The organism is Lutispora sp., assembly GCF_041687175.1.
GTDB lineage: Bacteria > Bacillota > Clostridia > Lutisporales > Lutisporaceae > Lutispora.
Window position 1 is genome coordinate 1 of sequence record NZ_JAWLCK010000018.1, and the last position, 19,429, is coordinate 19,429.

At 38.0% G+C, this 19,429-nt stretch carries 18 protein-coding genes; 1 reads left to right on the plus strand and 17 read right to left on the minus strand.

The features are described from left to right. Positions 1–366: 366 nt before the first annotated feature. Positions 367–1,515: a TolC family protein gene (locus ACESM9_RS04715; protein WP_372995804.1), complete on the plus strand. Its 1,149-nt coding sequence runs from the start codon at positions 367–369 to the stop codon at positions 1,513–1,515. A gap of 46 nt (positions 1,516–1,561) precedes the next feature. On the opposite strand, the gene ACESM9_RS04720 is transcribed toward ACESM9_RS04715, so the two are convergent. The 17 genes from ACESM9_RS04720 to ACESM9_RS04800 form a co-directional block, all read right to left on the minus strand. Continuing rightward, entirely contained in the window at positions 1,562–3,301 is a 1,740-nt protein-coding gene (locus ACESM9_RS04720; RefSeq protein ID WP_372995806.1) for a hypothetical protein, read from the minus strand. A gap of 152 nt (positions 3,302–3,453) precedes the next feature. Then, on the minus strand, positions 3,454–3,885 hold the full coding sequence (locus tag ACESM9_RS04725) for a COG2426 family protein (RefSeq protein ID WP_372995808.1): 432 nt from the start codon (positions 3,883–3,885) through the stop codon (positions 3,454–3,456). Positions 3,886–3,909: 24 nt separating this feature from the next. Beyond that, the gene (locus tag ACESM9_RS04730; protein WP_372995810.1) at positions 3,910–4,431 is read right to left on the minus strand and encodes a VanZ family protein; all 522 of its coding nucleotides are present in this window, start codon (positions 4,429–4,431) and stop codon (positions 3,910–3,912) included. Then, the gene (gene rfbB, locus ACESM9_RS04735) at positions 4,424–5,473 is read right to left on the minus strand and encodes a dTDP-glucose 4,6-dehydratase (protein WP_372995851.1); all 1,050 of its coding nucleotides are present in this window, start codon (positions 5,471–5,473) and stop codon (positions 4,424–4,426) included. Before rfbB ends, ACESM9_RS04730 begins: the two co-directional genes overlap by 8 nt. 25 nt (positions 5,474–5,498) lie before the next feature. Further along, positions 5,499–6,365 (minus strand): glucose-1-phosphate thymidylyltransferase RfbA, encoded by an 867-nt coding sequence (gene rfbA, locus ACESM9_RS04740; RefSeq protein WP_372995812.1) that lies wholly within the window; start codon positions 6,363–6,365, stop codon positions 5,499–5,501. Positions 6,366–6,376: 11 nt separating this feature from the next. Then, positions 6,377–7,438, minus strand: a complete 1,062-nt coding sequence (locus ACESM9_RS04745) for a DegT/DnrJ/EryC1/StrS family aminotransferase (RefSeq protein ID WP_372995814.1) — start codon at positions 7,436–7,438, stop codon at positions 6,377–6,379. A 31-nt stretch (positions 7,439–7,469) separates the two neighbouring features. Next, entirely contained in the window at positions 7,470–8,228 is a 759-nt protein-coding gene (locus ACESM9_RS04750; protein WP_372995815.1) for a CatB-related O-acetyltransferase, read from the minus strand. A gap of 20 nt (positions 8,229–8,248) precedes the next feature. Further along, positions 8,249–9,103, minus strand: a complete 855-nt coding sequence (locus tag ACESM9_RS04755; protein ID WP_372995817.1) for a fumarate hydratase — start codon at positions 9,101–9,103, stop codon at positions 8,249–8,251. 26 nt (positions 9,104–9,129) lie between these two features. Beyond that, positions 9,130–9,645: a fumarate hydratase C-terminal domain-containing protein gene (locus ACESM9_RS04760; RefSeq protein ID WP_372995819.1), complete on the minus strand. Its 516-nt coding sequence runs from the start codon at positions 9,643–9,645 to the stop codon at positions 9,130–9,132. A gap of 100 nt (positions 9,646–9,745) precedes the next feature. After that, positions 9,746–10,885 carry an HpcH/HpaI aldolase/citrate lyase family protein gene (locus tag ACESM9_RS04765; RefSeq protein WP_372995821.1) on the minus strand — a complete coding sequence of 380 codons (1,140 nt, stop codon included), beginning with the start codon at positions 10,883–10,885 and terminating at the stop codon, positions 9,746–9,748. A gap of 46 nt (positions 10,886–10,931) precedes the next feature. Then, positions 10,932–12,170 carry an ATP-grasp domain-containing protein gene (locus ACESM9_RS04770; protein WP_372995823.1) on the minus strand — a complete coding sequence of 413 codons (1,239 nt, stop codon included), beginning with the start codon at positions 12,168–12,170 and terminating at the stop codon, positions 10,932–10,934. A 52-nt stretch (positions 12,171–12,222) separates the two neighbouring features. Further along, on the minus strand, positions 12,223–13,116 hold the full coding sequence (locus tag ACESM9_RS04775; RefSeq protein WP_372995825.1) for a peptidase: 894 nt from the start codon (positions 13,114–13,116) through the stop codon (positions 12,223–12,225). Between the two features lie 65 nt (positions 13,117–13,181). Beyond that, entirely contained in the window at positions 13,182–14,534 is a 1,353-nt protein-coding gene (locus ACESM9_RS04780) for an MmgE/PrpD family protein (protein ID WP_372995827.1), read from the minus strand. Between the two features lie 34 nt (positions 14,535–14,568). Then, a complete protein-coding gene (locus tag ACESM9_RS04785; protein ID WP_372995829.1) occupies positions 14,569–15,534 on the minus strand; it encodes a 2-hydroxyacid dehydrogenase in 966 nt (321 codons plus the stop codon). A 33-nt stretch (positions 15,535–15,567) separates the two neighbouring features. Next, positions 15,568–17,025, minus strand: coding sequence for a lipopolysaccharide biosynthesis protein (locus ACESM9_RS04790; RefSeq protein WP_372995831.1), 1,458 nt, complete (start codon positions 17,023–17,025; stop codon positions 15,568–15,570). Positions 17,026–17,070: 45 nt separating this feature from the next. Further along, the gene (locus ACESM9_RS04795; protein WP_372995833.1) at positions 17,071–18,066 is read right to left on the minus strand and encodes a glycosyltransferase; all 996 of its coding nucleotides are present in this window, start codon (positions 18,064–18,066) and stop codon (positions 17,071–17,073) included. A 100-nt stretch (positions 18,067–18,166) separates the two neighbouring features. Next, a complete protein-coding gene (locus ACESM9_RS04800) occupies positions 18,167–19,426 on the minus strand; it encodes a nucleotide sugar dehydrogenase (RefSeq protein ID WP_372995835.1) in 1,260 nt (419 codons plus the stop codon). Positions 19,427–19,429 lie beyond the last annotated feature (3 nt).

Genomic DNA, 19,429 nt, shown 5'->3' on the forward strand with positions numbered 1-19,429 from the left:
ATTTTATACCAGCCGGGACAAACATGCAATTGTGAAATGTATTTCTTCATATTCCAATTATTACCCATGTTTGCTTACAGTTAGTTTAGTGATATAATGAAAATACGCTGATATGACTGTCAAAAGCACCGGAATGTCATCCTGAACAAAGTGAAGGATCTTGACCCTTAAGGAATCCCCTGGCCTTACCTTATAAATATCTTTATACATTAGATTCTCCACAGACTCAGAATGACATAATCAAGTCTTATAGATGCTTAATATTACTTTATTGTTACAACAATAGAAATAGGGGCTTGAGGTGAAACTTTTATGCAAGTACATACGTATATATTGTAGATGGATATTAGAAATGGAGGAACAAAAATGAAAAAACTGTGCAGAGGATTGGCACTGATATTATGCACCGCAATGCTATTATCTTCGATAACTGTCTTAGGTGATACGGGTACCAAGACTATACTGACCCTGCAGGAAGCAAAGGAACTGGCTCTGAAGAATAACAAGCAGTATAAGGTTCAAGACAGCTATATAAATCAGAAAAAGGAAGCGTATGTCAATTTGTCAGCCAGATACTCCGGCGGTGCGAAAGGAAGTAACACAGCTGAAAAAGCTGGAAACAGGATAACAAGCATATTGGATCTGGATAGGGCATTCAACGCCGTTGAACTTGAAAAGTTCAAGAAGAATGATATCAAATGGCAGTCAGACTATGATGTTACACAAGCTTACTACGGAGTAATGAAAGCCAAATATGAATTGGATGACGCAAAACGTAACATGGAACTGGTAAATAAGAACCTTGAAATAGCAAAAATCAAGCTTGAGTTCGGCATGATAACAAAAACAGACCTTTCAAAGGTTGAAAATGAATACAAAACTGCACAGACTAATTACAGTACAAAGCTTTCCAGCCTAAAGAACGCCATGACTACTTTGAGCAAGGAAATAGGTAAGGAACTGGATATAAACATTGATGATATTGATATGAGTATAAGTATACCAAATACCGCACCAATAGATCTGGAAAAGATAAAGCAAGATAATTTGAATAATAACACAAGCTTTTTCAATTTGAAACAGGAGCTTGAGCTTGCAAAAACCAGGAAGTCCATGACCCAGCAGGAATATGACGACTATCTGGATAAAAACCGCAGCAAAAACGACAACGTGTCCCAGAAATTTGATGATATGATATATGATGCAAATAGGGATTATGATAATACTCTGTATCAATATGATAAAAGCATGAAAGAACTGGATATCTCACTGCAAGCTCAGCTTGCAGCAATTACAACCATGACTGATACAATAGCCAACTTGAGGAAAAGTCTTGAAAACCAGAAAACAACATTCGCTCAATCAAAAATCAGATATGAAAACGGAGATATATCCAAAATAGAATATGAGATAAGTGAATCAGCATTAAAGGATATGGAAAATATGCTTATGGCAACCATAGTAGAGTTGAACTCACAGTATCTGTCTTTGACAAGATACAGCTATACAAATTAAAAATAGAAGGGCGCATTTCATTCATTGTGCCCTTCTATTTTTTTATTTAATTGGTGATAATCGTAAAAGCGTCTATTCTTATTTCTTGATTTTTACCTGTACCGATACTCATTTTAAACTCAGTAGCGTCTTGTGGTATATCTATTTTAATAAGCTCTGTACTTTTCCATATATTACTTAAGATTATGGTGTTTTCCTTAGTTTCAAGCTGGTATTTCGATTTACTGCTTGCCTTTACATAAAGAGTTGGACTCTCAGTAATTCCCTTCACATATAACTTTACAGTACATGTCTTTCCACGGATTGCCCTATTCTCCAATAGTTTTGACAAGTCAACAGTTATACCTGATCCATCATTTGAATAGTTTAATAGGTTCAATGAGCTTTCTGTATCCATTCCATCACTTTCGTTTGTTGATGCGATAACTCCTGACATCTTATTCCAAACTACCCCGTATGTGTCCTTGTAATCAGGCTTATCCAACCTAAAGGCTGGTTCAAATACTTGTTCATAGCGAGAAACAGGATAATACTTTGGAACCACTTCCACTACATGTACAGTAACCCTGTCAACTTCATTACCTGCATAGTTTATAGCTATCTCCGCACTACCCAGTGCCTTGCCTGTAACTTCTCCCGTTGTGCTTACAACATGGACGAAGCTTCCGCCGTCTGTAACCGTATAGGTACATTGGCTGGTGACATCTTCTTTTATTCCGGAATATTTCTTCTCAACCTTTATTGGAATCTTATTGCCATTCAGCAAAACCAACTCTTTAGCTGAAGCCTTGACACTCGGCAGCTCCCGAAGCTCAAGGATCTTTCCTTCTTTCAGGTACTTGCCTTCATATCCAAAGTCCTTTGCAGTACTTACTACAAAGGATGCCGGAATATAATGTTCTCCGTACTTGCCTTTTATAATCGGTTTCTCAAGAGTAAACTTATTGTTGTTAAGATAGACAGTATTGATACCTTCACTTATTTTCATTAAAACAGAACCTTTTTTGACCTCATAATATACACCGTTCTTATCTGTCTTCGTTACATAGCCTTTCATTTTTTCATAAGTGTCTTTAAGGGGAACCCACCCTATATTGTTTTCCATATGCACATTAAGCTGAATATTGAAGTTAAGTCCGAGTGTCTCAACCATTTCCGGCTTAATAACACCTTTATCAGCCAGTACATCAACAAGCCTCTTGTCTTTACCTGCTGCATTTGTACTCAGTGCTCTGTATATCCCCTTTGCCAAATCATTCGTTGTAAAATTACTTATCGCCTTGGTTTCGGAAACGTTTTCTACAAGACCAATTTTTTCTGCGAACTCAAAGGTCTCCGCATATGTAAAATCAACATTCTGCTTGTATTCCAATATTTCAAGCAGAACCTTGTAAAAAGCCTGAGCATTTATTGCATCATTTATTCCGAATCTGCCGTCGGCATAACCTGTCCAGCCCAATTCCGGAGTATTCTTTGCATAGGCAAGATAACTCTTTGCCCAAGTTGCTTCTGAAACATCCTTAAAATTGTTGCTGCCTATATATTTTCCAGCTTCGTTATAAAGTCCCTTCAGCTTCAATGCGATGATGTATACCTGTAATCTTGTTGGATTCGTTGAGAGATACTGGGATGTAACCCCATTTGCACCATCCCCCTGAAGCAACCCCAAATCCCTGCATACCTGCGCTTCTACTCCAATGCTCTCAGCATGAACTGTAACCCCTTGAATTGAAGCAAGCATTAGTACTGCTGCCATTAGTACGGCAAATAACTTATGTTTCCTCATAGTCATCCTCCTCTGTCATATTATATTTTTATTTTATACCAGTCGGAAAATTCTTTCAACAGCTATAAGGCAGATAGCAAAAATGCACATTGCTCGGAGAGAAATGTGCATATACCTGTCATTCTTCATATTCATAATTTAGTTTCTGTAAACTATGAAAATATCTTAACCACTTCACTGCTCAACATCATAACAAGCAATGCAGCTATCACATTTCCAATAAAAATAGCAGGAAATGCCCACTTAAACCTCATATCCAATAATGCAGCAGCTAGGCTCCCGCTCCAGACCCCGGTCCCCGGCAATGGTATTGCCACAAATACAAGCAAACCCAATACACCGTATTTTTGTATATTCTTACTCTTAGACAATGATCTGTGGGTTAGCTTATCCACAAGGCTTCTGAATGCCTTTGTCTTTTTCAAATAATTAAAGACACGCCTAATAGTGAATAATATAAATGGTACCGGGATCATACTCCCAATTAAGCTGATCAATGCGGCATGCACTGGTGAAAGCCCCAGTGATATACCCACCGGGATGGCACCTCTAAGCTCTATAATAGGAACAGCTGCAGTGAGCATTACCGTAAATTCAACTGAAAAAAATTAATTAGTTCTTTTATAAATGACTCCATTAGCGACTCCCCTACTACTAATTCTAACTATTTCTAATACCAATAAATATGCTGTAATCCCGACAGCCGCTCCAGCACTATCTATCAATACATCCGTGACTTGTCCACCTCTTCCAGGTACGAACAATTGATGTACTTCGTCACTTACTGCATAGAGAACGCAAATTACAAAAGCCAAAGCATAGCCCGTCATTCTTTTATTTCCGCTTCTTCTCAATGCATTTATGACTAATACTCCAAGTACAAGGTAGGAGAAAAAATGTGCATTTTTTCTAAGTAAGTGATTAAGCTCTCTTATGTCAAAATCATATTTAGGAGCGACCTTTTCAATCACCTCAACAATTGCCTCACTTACTCCCGTGCTAAGATTGTTTGACTGCTGGGCTGCTTGAGAAGATAAGTTGAAAATAGTAAGCATCCATAATGTGACTAAACTCCAGGAAATATAAGTAATTAGTTTTCTATTGCTCTTAAACAGCCTTGTACTAATCATACATCTTCATATAATACATCTGGTAATCCCCAGACACTATATTGTATATCCAATCCGTATTATTTAAATACCACTCTATCGTTTCTTTCATACCTTCCTCAAAGGTATATGCAGGCGCCCAGCCAAGTTGTGAAGTAATCTTGCTATTATCAATAGCATACCTTCTGTCGTGACCTGGGCGGTCTTTGACATATTTGATTAATTCCTCAGATTTGCCCAATGTCTTAATGATAAGCTTGACAATTTCAATATTTGTCTTCTCGTTATTTCCACCAATATTATATATCTCGCCATCTGCACCTTTATGCAAAACTGTATCAATAGCTGAGCAATGGTCGGATACATGCAGCCAATCCCTTACTTGCATACCATCACCATATACCGGCAGATCTTTATTATTAATACAGTTGTTAATCATAAGAGGTATCAGCTTTTCAGGGAACTGATAAGGACCATAGTTGTTCGAACAGCGTGTTATGTTCACCGGCATTCCATAAGTCTCATGATATGCTCTAACAATCAAATCTGCAGACGCTTTAGATGCCGAATATGGACTGTTGGGAAGCAGCGGCATAGCCTCAACAAACATTCCCGTTGACCCTAATGCTCCATAAACTTCATCTGTAGATATCTGCAAAAATTTAACTCCTGGTTTATACTGTTTACAATACTTGTCATCAGGATTGACTTTCCAATATTTCTTTGCAGTATCAAGTAAAACCTGCGTGCCTATAATATTAGTTGTTAAGAATACTTCGGGTTCCTCTATACTTCTATCTACATGAGATTCAGCCGCAAAATTAACTACTGTGGTTATATTATAGGTAGTAAATATATCATCAATCTTTTTCCTATCCCTTATATCTGCCTTTATAAATTTGTAATTCTGCTCATTAGCTATTCCCTTAAGATTTTCCAAATTACCTGCATAAGTCAATACATCTACATTAATGATTTTATACTCCTGATGCTTCTCCAGCATATGCCTTATGAAATTGCTTCCAATGAAGCCTGCTCCACCCGTAACTAGAATATTCTTCATCATTTAATCCCTCAATTCAGATTAATTATTCATTCAACAGAGATATAATGTACTGCCCATAATCTGTCATCCTCAAACTTTCTCCTATAACCCTTAACTGATCATTATTGATAAAGCCCCTTCTCCATGCTATCTCCTCAAGACAAGCAATATAAAAGCCTTGTCTTGACTGAACAGCTTCCACATACTCGGCAGCTTTTAGCATCCCATCTGGCGTGCCTGTGTCAAGCCAAGCCATACCTCGCCCGAGAAGAATCACGTTTAACTCTCCTTGCTCCAAATACACGTTGTTTAAAGCAGTTATTTCTATTTCACCACGGGCTGACGGCATTATATTCTTGGCAATCTCAACAACCCTATTATCATAAAAATAGAGTCCTGGAACTGCATAATTGGATTTTGGACTTTCCGGCTTTTCCTCAATTGATAGGACTTTATGCTTATTATCGAACTCGACAACGCCAAAAGACCTTGCGTCTTTTACAGGATAACCGAAGATAGTTGCACCCTTATCTATCCTCTTAGCCCTGTTCAACACTTTAGTCAGGTCTTGTCCATAAAAAACATTGTCTCCAAGTATAAGGCAGACATTATCGTCTCCAATAAATTCTTCACCAATTAAAAACGCATCTGCAAGCCCTCTCGGGGTCTCCTGCACCTTATATGAGAATTTTAGTCCCAATCTGGACCCATCTCCTAGAAGCCTCTCATAAACCGGTGTATCATCAGGTGTTGAGATTATTAATATCTCTCTGATCCCAGCCAGTATAAGAACTGACAATGGATAGTATATCAGCGGTTTATCATAAATAGGCAATAATTGCTTTGATACGGCCTGTGTCATTGGATATAGCCTTGTCCCCTTACCTCCGGCCAGAATAATTCCCTTCAATACACTCACCCCTATGACTTTATTATTTTACATATCCTATCAACATCTTCAATATTTAAATCCGAATAAAGCGGCAGCGTCAAAACCCTATCAGCAATATATTCTGCCACTGGAGTACCTTTGGGATTGAACCTTCCTTTATAACACTCAAAGCTGTTTGTTAAAGGATAGAAGTACTTGCGGGCAATGATATCATGTTTTTTCAGCTCTTCGTATATTTCGTCCCTTGTCTTTTTATAGCCGTCAAATACTACCGGGAAGTATGCATAATTGCATTTCACGTCCTGTTGAGACTGTACGAGCTTTATACCTTCAATATCCTTCAACTCTTTTGTATAATACTCCACCACCAGCCTGCGTTTTTCTATCTCACCTTCGACATGCCTGAGATTACATAATCCCATAGCTGCCTGAAATTCATTCATTTTAGCATTTCCGCCAATATATTGGACGGATTCGGTGCCTGTAATACCAAAATTCTTTATATCATTCAGTCTTTTTTGAAGTTCTGGATTCTTATAGGTTATAGCCCCGCCTTCTATAGTATGAAATACCTTTGTAGCATGAAAACTGAACATTGATGCATCGCCAAAATTCCCAACTCCCTGACCGTTAACAGTCACTCCAAATGTATGAGCTGCGTCGTATATCACTTTAAGATTGTACTTTTCTGCTATTTGTCTAATTGCATGTACATTGCATATATTTCCATAAACATGAACCGGGATAATTGCACTTGTCTTCTCGGTAATTAGTGCTTCAAGCTTGTCTGTATCTATGGTGTAGTCACGTGTATTAATATCACAAAAGATAGGCTCCAACCCGTTTCTTACTATTGCATGGGTAGTAGACGCAAAAGTAAACGGTGTTGTTATTACCTCTCCCGAAAGGTTAAACGCCGCAATCGCGCACTCTAAAGCCAGATGCCCGTTTGTAAAGAGTGTCATATTGGGAACATTCAGATACTGCGCTAACTCGACCTCGAGTCTCTTATGCTTCGTTCCCATATTTGTCAGCCATCGGTTATCCCATAATTCCCTGATTTCTTCAATATACTCCTCAAATTCAGGCATTGAGGAACGAGTTACATTAATTGTCATATAATTATACTCCCTCTAGGTTTTCTTTATCTATACTATTGGAAATCTGCATCAGCTTTTCAATGACATTATCGTCAACAGCAGAAGAGTATATGAGTTCCAGATTATCTCTTATAATTTCTTTTGGCCAGCTCCACCATTGTATTTTTTCTAAAAGCTCAATGGTTTTATCATCAAATCTCTTCTTAATTACTCTTGCCGGAACTCCTGCAACAATAGAATATGGCTCTACGTCTTTTGTTACTATGGCACCCGCTCCTATTATTGCACCATTACCAATGCTAATATCTCGTAAAATAACAGCATTAGTTCCGATCCATACGTCATTCCCTATAATACACGGGGCTTGTTTATTAAATGTCTTGCTTAGCTCAATATCTGTTTTTGGATTTTTGGCAAAGCTATCCATCATATGGAACCTCCATAATGGGCTTGTTGTCACATTATTATATTGATGATTCCCTCCTCCGACCGATACATTCCAGCTTATTGAGCAAAAGTTGCCAATCTCAGCGGATCGAATCATGCTTCCAATCCCTGTATATGTGTAACTTCCAATAGAAGATCTATATATATAATTCCTCCGGTTGATTGAAGAATTATTCTTTATATTACTATTCAAAACAATAGTCTGGTCTCCAATTGACACATATTCTTCCAAGCTGCTTTTTCTTACCTCTGCATTTTTATAGATCTTTACCTTATCGCCTATTTTGCTGTCTGTGATTACTGCATCTGAAGAAACATAATTACTTTCATTCAAGTCAATCACCTCTCCTGTTTTTATAATGAAACACTTGCAACACGCGGTTCCATACAACAGCAAAGACGCAGGCATACAATCCTTACTCCGCTTGCCCTTTGGGGACCAACACGTAAAAATGTGGCCAGAGCGGTTGTCTGCCCGCCTAATCCAAGCGGACCTACATTGCTTTCATTTACTCGAAGAGTTATCTCTCTTTCTAATTCGCTTTGTTTACTGAAGTCACCATGCACCATAGCTTCTATCATAAGTGAGGCAGCTTCAAAATGGGATCTGCCGATTCCTATTGCAGGAACGCAAGGAGTACATCCTAGTTTTCCTGCTTCCTGTAATGCCCAGCTTACAATTTCGTCAATAATAACCGATAATTTGTGCTGGTGGAATACACGATAGGTTTTTCCTCTGATTTCGGGACCTCCCCCTTGCATCAGAATATGAAGCCTAAGCTCTTCCTCCACTATCGGTTTTATTACAATTGGAGCCGGCATCAATGCTCCAGGATCAGTATCCAATCCACCGGATTGATCCAGTCGTTGCACTGTATCACCTTTTATGGCCATAGGCCTGCCCGGCAACTCTCTCAAGCCCTCTGCTACACCTTTATATATGGATTCCAGTAATTCTCCATCAACTTGTTTATTTTTTCCTATCTCCAGGAACAAGTGAGGAATTCCTGTATCATCACATAAAGGTCTCTTGTTTAATTCTGCAGCAATAGCATTTTCCAAGAGGTTTTCCATTACCCATTTTGCTCTGGGATTTGTCTCTTTATTGATAGCATTATTATATGCTTCTTTCTGATCTTTCCGAAAACAAGTAGCTGCCTGAATCAGAGTATTCTTTACTTTATTGCAAATCAAACCATTTTGCTTCATTGTTAACCTCCAGTAATTTCAAAATGCTAATATATAGATTTGCCATGAGCAACCGCTATGATGGCCGGAAAATCGTCAACTTCAAGTAAATGTAATGCCTCCATACCTTCTTCAGGAAACGCTGCTACCGCCTGACTCTTTATCTTGCTTGACAACAAAGCCGTAACAGGAGGAATCACAGCATAAACAGAATTATATTTATTCAGCGATGCAATGGTATCTTTACTTATTGAGCCTTTACCAAGGTGTAGCTTGACTCCTGCTTCGGATAAAGTGGGAATATTGCTTTCAATCTCATATTTATTGCTGGAAGTGGGTCCCACTCCGGCCGGACTCACGGCAGTGTGAAATATAACACTTCCATTTAATTCAATTCCTGACTGCTGCAATTTGTTATTTTTAATCAGTGATACTACTTTGGGCAGCACTGCATCTCTCCCTGTATAAATATATCCGGAAATCATTATCATTTCGCCCACCTCAAGATCCTTGACCATATCTTCTGTAATAGGCGTATAAATCGTTTTCAATGTAGTCACCATCTCTCTTTACTCTGTTCATAATATCTTTTTCTGATGCAAGCAATTGATACAACACTCAAAGTCCTGTAAATGGATGTAGTTTTATTCATTTGCTATTTTCTTATAAAAACAGTTTGGTATAGCTTTCCTCATCTTTAATTACTCCATAGGCTTTTGATTTGGAGTATACTTTGGTTGCCCAATATCTATGAGGATTTATCTCATTCATTTTGTTTGCAGTTGCACTTTTGATTACACCGCCTGAAGTCCCTAAAATCTGGACAGCATCGTTGTATTCCTCTTCAGTAACTGCCTGCATTGCATTTACATATTTCAGATGGGATGGATGAATTATTGTCTTTCCCACAAACCCATTGGCTTTATCAAGTATTACCTCTCTTAACAATCCATCAATCGCCTCATTAACTATGAGATTTCTTTTTAGCAGTGATGAATGTATATTGCTTTCCAGAGTATTCTTAAACTTCATACCCTTGTCCGCTAGGAAATACTCCCATACAGGTGCCGATACTACGTACCCGTCTTCTTCCCTACTGAGAAAATTCAATATGTCAGATAAGCAATCTCTAACAGTCAATATATCATATATGGAATAGTCAATTCCCCTTCTTACTCCAAAGCTGGAAGATAGATCGGTAGCTCCTACTCTGATATTTAATATGAGTTCCCTATAAGGTTTCAATAAGCTTTTTATCTTACTAAGTTCATCCACCCTGGTTTCTTTGAAGGCAATCTCACGGCCTTCCAAAATTGGCATACCGTAGAATATATCGTCATATTTATCATTTAATGCTCTTAGTTGACTCAAATACTGCCCGCCATTATTTGAATTGAATTTTGGGAAAACAAAGCCTGTTATTACCTTTAAGTGTTCAGCAGACAATTGGCTTGTATAGCTTGTAAACTGCTCTGGAGATCGAACTCTCAGGAAGAATAATGGAATATCATTGTCAACTATGTCACCGGAACTTAACGCCTTCAGAATAGTCTCTAAAAGCGTGATTACGTTTTTTTCTGCATCAGGCAGGTCCTCTTCTGCAATAGCATCCTCAAAACACATAACCATTGATGTTAATCCCATTAATCCTTTATTCAAAATGGTATTGGCTATGTCTTTTTTCCCAGGCATATATAAAGTAGCACCTAAACAGTATTGCAATATTTCTCTATCAGTGTATTTATTGAATTCTATAGGCCCTTTAATAAATTCGAAATCTGGTTTATATAGATGATGTTTCATTTTTTACTCTCCATATTCATATTTATATATCTCATATACTTATTATTTATATCGGATAAATGTCTTTTCTCATGATAGGATTCCCTATGGAATCATATACCTCCAGCCTATCTATTGCTATTTTCATCTTTTCGAACAGTTCCTGCTTGTTATCAGCTTGTACCAAAAAGGCACCAACTCTGGACTTTGTAGACATATCGGCTCCAATTTGCATACCTTTTGTCTTGTAGAAATAGAACTCCTTGATCACCTTATCTTCTATCAATTCCTCATAACCTGTGACTGATTCAAATACACCAGGTAAAGCGTAGATAATATTCGTAGAATAATATGATTTTGGCTGCTCATATTTTAATTCAGTCTTAATTCCTAAATATGAATCTACAGTCGCATCTAAAATATCAAATCCGGTATTAAGCTTAACAGTTCTATAGCTCAATCCACCTCCGACCCTTGGTGCAAACTCAATAATGTTTACATCATCGCCCTTTACTATTGCTTGTATCAGTAAAGAAGTATTTTTTAAGTCAAAGGTATCTACTATTTTTTTTGCAATTTTTGTTGCTTTTTCCCTTGCGCTTGGAGAAACTTGTCCGGGTGTTATGGAACCCGGTGACTGTAATACTGCAGAACCCTCTTTATTTATCATTTTAAACTTTTCCCGAATCATTATTAAGTGAGGCTCCATGTTCTGAACAAAGAAGTCCAGGCTTATTTCAACACCTTCTTTAAATTCTTCAAGTATAACTTTACCGTTTCTGCTTATTTTCAGGGCTTCTCCTATATAATTACTTAATTCAGTGTAGGAATTTGCCTTTCGCACCCCTGCAGAACCATTGCTGTCAGCCGGCTTAACTACAATTGGAAATTTTAATTCAGATTGCTCAAAGGCTTCTACCCCATCTGCATATATATGGCGTGCCGTTGGGATTCCGCTATCTATCATCTTTCTTTTCATTAATCCTTTATCGGTGACTTCCAGTGCTGTTTTATAACTGTAGGGAGCCGGCAAGCCTAGTTTTTCAGCAACATAACAAGCAGTTACATTAGCTTGGTCCACACATGCACTTATAACAAGCTTAGCACTAATTGACCTGGCTATCTCCAATACCTTATCCTTGTCAAGAGTACTCTCCTTAATATGTTCATCTGCAGCTTCCTTTGCCGGAGGGTTATCATAATAGTCCACAAGGACGGTATAATAACCCCTTCTCTTAAGGTTATTTATAAGCGCTATATGTGGATTTGTTCCCCCTAGTACAATTGCTATTGCTTGCTCCTTCATCTTCCAATGCCTCCCAATGCCTATATATAATAATTATAGTAATACGATAATTCTATGAGATTGAACCTTTCTTTGAGCATACTGCATCAGGATAATAGCTTTCTATAACCCGCTTTACTAATGTGACTTGCTTTGCTCTCTTTTTCGCATCTGCATCTGAAGTTTCCCAGCTATGTGTCTTTGCTACCGAACCCCCTGTTTTTAAATAAATAGGTGAACTTACCCTTATCATTTCCGGTACTTCGTAATGTCTGATAAATCCACCGGAAGAAGCCGGGTTTTCTGTATGAACATCTATTGGTATATCTATCGCTTGTCTCATTGATGCCAGCATTTGAAGCTGAATATCTCTAACCGGATTTACCGAATTTGCCCCAATGCTTTCAAGGAGTCTTGCCGAGCAGGGATTACCATGCCCGCAATGAGCTGATATCTTGAACTTACAGTCCGAAGGAATCTCACCCAACTTCCTCATTTCATTCAAGACCCATAATAGTCCTTCATCATAGACTAAGAATGCGCGGCATCCAAACGCAGCCGCCCTTTTTACATCTTCGATGCCACGTACTATCTGCTCCTGTCCACGAAGTCTGTACCCCATCCTCTGACCTTCTTCAGTATGGACTGAAGCACTGGTATCATTGGTAGCTCTCGGCCCTATAGCTAATACAAGCTGTACTTGCCACTTTTCTCCTAAATCAACCATTTCTTTTATCTCGTCATCGGTAAGCATCATTATACCCTTTGTTTGTGTTATTCGATGAATACTCATCCCATATTTGTCCAGCTCTTCAAGTAAAGCTTTCATAGATCCGGGGCCCTGTATTCCGGGAACCTCAAACCTGTACTGAGCACCATCAGAAAATCTCTTTTCTGATGTGGGAAGATCATATGCATCTCCTGAAGGTAGTCCAATTCTATTAAGAAATAATCTGGTATCTTTCATTTTTTCACAACCTCTCTAATAATAACTCTTTACCTGTCAATAAGAAAACTCTTGTTATGTTCTAATTATATCAGTTTGACCAATTCAGATAAATCATTTTCTATATTCCATACAGATCTGATGATTGCAGTGATATCATCTCCAGATTTTCCCCCATATTTAGCCAGTGAGATAAACTTGTCCTCTAATTCTTCATCGGATAGTGGATTTTCTGGCTCTCCTCTTGGATAATCCACCCTTTCCATATAATGCTTATTGTTATCGAGGGTTATCTCAACAACAGCCGAACGTTTATGAGGAACCAGCGCCGATAACTCATCATCAACACACACTTTTATTTTCTCTAATAAATATGTGATATCCTTGTCTTCGTGGTGTTGCTCCATAAATTCATCAATTCCCGCTTTGCCAAATTTTAAAGCAGCTGCAACACTATAGGGAATACTCATTTTTGCAGAATTTATCCCCTGTATCAAGGTATGATCATGTCCCCCTACTGCCAATTTATATGTACTTACTTTGACATCCCTTATGTCCTTGGCTTGAATTCCATACTTTGAAAGAAGGTTTATTGCTGCTTCTATAGCCGGATGGCAGTGCCTGCATGCTGCATATGGCTTCAAATAAATCTTTTCTATCGCTAAAGCATCTCCATTTTTATAATATATAGAGTTTAAATCAAATTTTTCAGCCATAACAGGTAAAAACCCTCTCTTACCTCCAAGTACATCTTCCGGGCCCGCAAAACCAGCCCGTGCCATAAATGCAGCTATCAGCCCATCAAGAGCAGCCCTTCCAATATTAAAGGGCTTCAGCTCCGATCCATCCTCAATAGTTTCCAAAATCCCTGACGCGCATGTAGCAGATGCAGAAAGTGCATCCTTCATCTGAGACTTTGTAAAACCCAAGGCAGCAGAAACGCCCATCGCTACACCAATAGTCCCACAAGTTCCGCTCGCATGATATCCGCGCTGTTTGTGAAACGGTTGAATAGCACTTGCTAGTCTGACAGCAGCTTCATATCCTATAACAACTCCTGACAAGAAGTCCTTTCCATCCAATTTTTCCTTCTCTGCCAAAGCAATAAGGGCAGATATTATCGGTGCCCCCAAGTGTAGCATACCAAAGCGGTGTCCATCGTCAAGCTCTGCAACATGAGCACTGAGACCGTTTATTAGCACTGCGTCCTGAATATTCGCTTTCCTATTAAGCCCAATTACAGTAGTATCTCCATGCTTAGAACTAAAAAAATTCAAATACTTTTCGCCTTTTTCTTCAATCATTCTTGCACCGGCTAAAGTTACCCCAAAATAATCAAGAACACACTTTTTTGCTTGTTTAATAACTAATTCAGAAAATTCCCCTTGTGCCATGTTATATAAATCATCAATAAATAGATCAGTGATATTTTCTTTCAATAATACCCCTCCCATCGGATAGCTAATACGATAATCATAATCTGTGTTTTATAAGAATATCTGTTTTACCTTCCTCGAAAAGCTTGATATTTTGCATTGCTTCTCTCCACATCCTTTGAAATGCTTCATAGGTAACCCCTCCAATATGAGGTGTAAGTACTACATTCTCCAGAATCAGTAAAGGGCTGTTTGTTGGTATCGGCTCATTGGAATAAGTGTCAAGTCCTGCTCCCTTTATATATCCGGATTGCAGAGCATTTATCAAAGCCTCCTCATCAATCAGCTGTCCTCTGGAAGTATTTATAATAATTGAACTGGACTTCATAGAGGCAATCTCTTTACCGCCAATCATTCCTTTCGTTTCAGAGGTTAATGGGCAATGCAGGCTTAATATGTCTACTTCCTTCAGCAGCTTTTCTATAGGGCAATATTGTACGTTTAATTCTCTTTCTTCACACTCGCTTAACCTTACTGGCTTATAATATAAAATCTTTACTTCAAAAGCACTAAGCATTTTAGCTACGGCAGCTCCTATATTACCAATTCCTACAAGTCCCACAGTCTTGTTATTCAATTCATTGCACTGTATTCCAAGCTCCTGTTTTGCCCAGTCACCTTTCTTAACACTTGAATCCGCATAAGGCAACCGGCGAAGTACCGATAGAATCAACATTATCGTATGCTCAGCAACACTTATAGAGTTAATCCCTTTATTGACATAAACAGGTATGTCCTTCTCTCTCAATGCAGCCAAATCAAGAGTATCAATACCCACTCCTGTTCTCTGAATCATTTTCAAATTTACAGCCGCATCAATAACCTCTCTGTCTATTGGAATACGACCGCTTACAATAAAGTAATCGGCCATACCGGCTTTTTCTATCAGTTCCTCTTTACATACCTTATCTAAGGACACTAATTCAAAGCCTTCCGGCAGTTCCTTTTCCACAATACTCAGGGGACCCTTGCTGTAATGATTGGTTAATAGTATTATCGGCATACTACATCCTCCTATTGCATTTCTTCCAATAAATCAAGCTTTCCTTGTTCCTTTAGCAAATTCTTTAATCGTTATAACCAGGTAACAATAGCTCTCAAGCTTGAACATCCTTGCCAAAAAAATATATATGACAATTCCTGATACCACCTGCAATATCAGCATCTGATACACGGCAATATTCAAATATTTCAAAATATATACTATTGCTCCCATAACCAGTGATGTCAATAGTGACGGTAAGATGTCATGCCATTGCTCTTTATAGCTGTAATCAAGCAACTTTAAATTCGGATATGCATTTATAAAACTGGAAATAACTCCGCTGAGAAGTGTTCCCCATGCCATTACATAAACTCCAAATGGAATACTGATTGTCAATATTACAAGTCCAATAGCCTTTTTTATAATTTCAAGCTTCAAAAATATATCACTTCGGCCCATGGCATTAATGGCTTGCAGGTTTGCGGTGTGAATCGGCCATAAGGCATATGATGCGCAAAATATTTGCAAGAAAGGAACTGCAGGTAACCATTTATCCGTTAATATAATCTTTACCAGCGGCTCTGCTACAACAGCAAGTCCAATCATCATGGGAAACATGATGAAGGAGCTTGTAACAATAGCCCTCCTCATAATTTCTTTTACCCTTTTTCTATTTTCCTGATGGGCTGACAGCGTCGGAAGTATTACAGATTGTATGGACCCGTTAATATTTGTTACAATAAGCTTGGGAAATTGCTGGCCTCTATTATAGAATCCCAGTATCGAGGGATTATAGATTTTTCCGATTATTAGACTGCGAATATCTTTATATACGGTATCTATCAATGCTGATGCCAGTAATTTGGAGCCATATGAAAATAACCCCGCAACCCTGCTGATAGAGAACACCAATTTGGGCCTCCATTTAACCGTAAACCAGAGAATAACTGTAATTGACAGCTGGTTAAGTAGTTGCTGCACGACAAGAGCCCACACTCCTAATCCCGAATATGCTGCTGCTATACCTGCTGTTCCTGAAATTACAATAGAACCCAGGCTACTGAGGAATAGCATTTTAAACTTCATTTTTCTTGCAATTATTGCATTTTGAATAGAGTTAACCGCTCCAAAGATTAGTGTAGCAGCCAGTACTCTTAGTACTGATATGAGCTGCGGTTCTCCATAAAAATCAGCTATAAAGGGTGAAGCGAAAAATAAAGCAATATAAAGGAATCCTGCGACGAATAAGCTTAAATAAAATACTGAACTAAAATCAACTTCATCCGCATCCTTCTTTTGAATTAGTGCTGTATTGAATCCACTCTGCACAAATACGGCTGAAATAGTTATAAATATTGCAACCAATGCAATTAAGCCATAATCCTCCGGAAGAAGTATCCGCGCCAATACAAGCTGGACTATAAACTGTATCCCCTGGTTCCCTCCACGCTCCATAAACTTCCAAAAAAGCGAAGAGAGAACTTTAGATCGATTCATTTCATTACTCATTAAACCAACTTCCTAAAATATTATTGCAGGCAAAAAGGTTATAAGCTAAGCTACCTCATGACCCTTTAGGCTTTGAAAAGCTCTTTTTGCCCTCCTGAATGGAAATGTAATACACTTCTTAAATATAAACAAACACATTTCAATTTTTCTATTGTACTTCCAGAAAATTTCTGTGAATATTCTCAAATTTTCTATATTAGGCTTCATTATCAATGCAGTAAAAGCTCCAAGACCGCATCCTAGGTACTGGGCAGTATAATCCATCTCAACGCCTTTTAACTGTCGAGCTAGATTTGATAATTCTATATATGAGTTAAATCTATATAGATTTAAGTTTTTATTCTTTGTTCGTGCACTCCAGCTGTCTCCGCCTTCTGTAACCCATCTGTGATGGCTCATTACTTCATCAAAGCAATAAATATCTCCATTTAGAGCCAAATATAAGGATAACTTAATATCACCATTTGCTTTACATTTATTTAGTGCCTCAAAAGCAGTTGAATCATTTATAAGAATATTCCTATATACTCGAGAGGCAGTTTGGCCTGGCATTATACCCTTTTCAGCATGCTTAAGGGTATAAATTCTATCCTTACAGTACATATCCATATTGAAGCCTGCTTTGGGATTCCCATCCTCATCAACTATTTCCACCTTATGCACTGTACCTATAAATTGAGGATTATTTTCCAAAAAATCAATTTGCTTCTGTAATTTGTATGGATCTGTCCAGTAATCATCTCCCTCACAGCCAGCACGATATTTACCCATACAATTGCTTCTTACATTTTTTGCATTTTCCATCATACCCAAATTTTTCTCATTCAAAATGAGCTTTATCTTATCAGGATACTTTGCTTTATATTCCATCAAAATATCCCTTGTACCATCCTGAGAACAATCTTCACCTATTACTATTTCATATAAAAAATTAACCTTCTGCATCAGAATGCTGTCTAGTGCTTTTCTGATATATTTCTCATGGTTATATGCTAGCACTGAGATGCTTACCATTGGGATGTTGTCATTGTGGTTTGCCATTAATTTCACCTTTCCTAAATACTGATATGCAATTTTTCATCCTTAACTGAAATTCCACTTCCATATGTGTATGTCCCCAATAAATTATATAATCATCCGGCTATAATTTATATACCCTGTCAGATCCACAAATATTTTTTGTATCCAGAACTACTTTACCTTCGAGCTTGTCCATATGCTCTTTGATTTCATCATGAGAGACCATGATTACAACTAAATCTACATCTTCTAAAAACCTGTCAAAATCATGGTATTGATTTTCAACAACATCATGCTTTACAAAGGGATCATACACTCTTAATGGAGGGGCAAGATGCTTCTTCATTGCCTCTAATAATTGAAGTGTAGGGCTCTCTCTTATATCATCCACATTCTCTTTATATGTTAGTCCATACAAACCCACTCTGCTTATGTCTAACATTCCTCTTTCCTGCATTATGTCATATACTCTCTCAAGAACGTATTCAGGCATGGAATCATTAATTTTTCTGGCTGTTAAAACGATATTGGCAAGCCCCGGATAGTCGCCGACTAAAAACCATGGATCAACAGAAATACAATGACCGCCTACTCCCGGACCTGGCTGAAGGATATTTACCCTCGGGTGTTTATTAGCTATCCTGATAATCTCATATACATCAATATTATCAATTCTGCATATTTTGGCCAATTCATTGGCAAATGCAATATTAATATCTCTATATGTGTTCTCAACAACCTTTGACATTTCCGCAGAACGTATGTCGGTTATCACAATCTCTGCTTTACAGAAATGAGTATATAGCTTTTTAACACAATTTCCTATTTTGGGATCATCAGCACCTATTGTTCTGGAATTGTTTTTTAGTTCATAGATCATATTCCCTGGGATTATCCTCTCAGGAGCATGAACCAAATGTACATCCTTACCTATTATAATGCCCTGCTTTTCTATTTCTGGACGAATATACTTGTCAAAAGAACCTGGAGATACTGTAGATTCAATAATAATTACTGCCCCGGGTTCACATACATCCAATACACTTTTTACTGCAGAGATAACATATTTAGGATCAATTTTCTTGCTTTCTTTAATATAAGGTGTCGGAACGGCTATAATATAAGTATCCGTCTTCTGATAGTCCGTTGAAAATTCAATCCCGTTGGAAATGGCATTCTGAAAGAGTTCTTCAAGCCCCTTTTCCTGAAAGGTTAGTTTGCCATCCGCTAATGAGTTTACTAGACTTTTGTTGAGATCAGTCCCAATCACCTTGATGCCGCTTTGGGCAAACATCAAAGATGTAGGCAAACCTATATACCCTAATCCAATAACATTTATAAATTCCATTTCAATTAACTCCTTATCCTGGTTATCCGCCATGCT

Coding starts and splice junctions, on each gene's coding strand:
- ACESM9_RS04715 (WP_372995804.1), top strand. CDS start 367: ATGAAAAAACTGTGCAGAGGATTGGCACTGATATTATGCACCGCAATG.
- ACESM9_RS04720 (WP_372995806.1), bottom strand. CDS start 3,301: ATGAGGAAACATAAGTTATTTGCCGTACTAATGGCAGCAGTACTAATG.
- ACESM9_RS04725 (WP_372995808.1), bottom strand. CDS start 3,885: ATGCTCACTGCAGCTGTTCCTATTATAGAGCTTAGAGGTGCCATCCCG.
- ACESM9_RS04730 (WP_372995810.1), bottom strand. CDS start 4,431: ATGATTAGTACAAGGCTGTTTAAGAGCAATAGAAAACTAATTACTTAT.
- rfbB (WP_372995851.1), bottom strand. CDS start 5,473: ATGAAGAATATTCTAGTTACGGGTGGAGCAGGCTTCATTGGAAGCAAT.
- ACESM9_RS04745 (WP_372995814.1), bottom strand. CDS start 7,438: ATGCCTGAATTTGAGGAGTATATTGAAGAAATCAGGGAATTATGGGAT.
- ACESM9_RS04755 (WP_372995817.1), bottom strand. CDS start 9,103: ATGAAGCAAAATGGTTTGATTTGCAATAAAGTAAAGAATACTCTGATT.
- ACESM9_RS04760 (WP_372995819.1), bottom strand. CDS start 9,645: ATGGTGACTACATTGAAAACGATTTATACGCCTATTACAGAAGATATG.
- ACESM9_RS04765 (WP_372995821.1), bottom strand. CDS start 10,885: ATGAAACATCATCTATATAAACCAGATTTCGAATTTATTAAAGGGCCT.
- ACESM9_RS04770 (WP_372995823.1), bottom strand. CDS start 12,170: ATGAAGGAGCAAGCAATAGCAATTGTACTAGGGGGAACAAATCCACAT.
- ACESM9_RS04775 (WP_372995825.1), bottom strand. CDS start 13,116: ATGAAAGATACCAGATTATTTCTTAATAGAATTGGACTACCTTCAGGA.
- ACESM9_RS04785 (WP_372995829.1), bottom strand. CDS start 15,534: ATGCCGATAATACTATTAACCAATCATTACAGCAAGGGTCCCCTGAGT.
- ACESM9_RS04790 (WP_372995831.1), bottom strand. CDS start 17,025: ATGAGTAATGAAATGAATCGATCTAAAGTTCTCTCTTCGCTTTTTTGG.
- ACESM9_RS04795 (WP_372995833.1), bottom strand. CDS start 18,066: ATGGCAAACCACAATGACAACATCCCAATGGTAAGCATCTCAGTGCTA.
- ACESM9_RS04800 (WP_372995835.1), bottom strand. CDS start 19,426: ATGGCGGATAACCAGGATAAGGAGTTAATTGAAATGGAATTTATAAAT.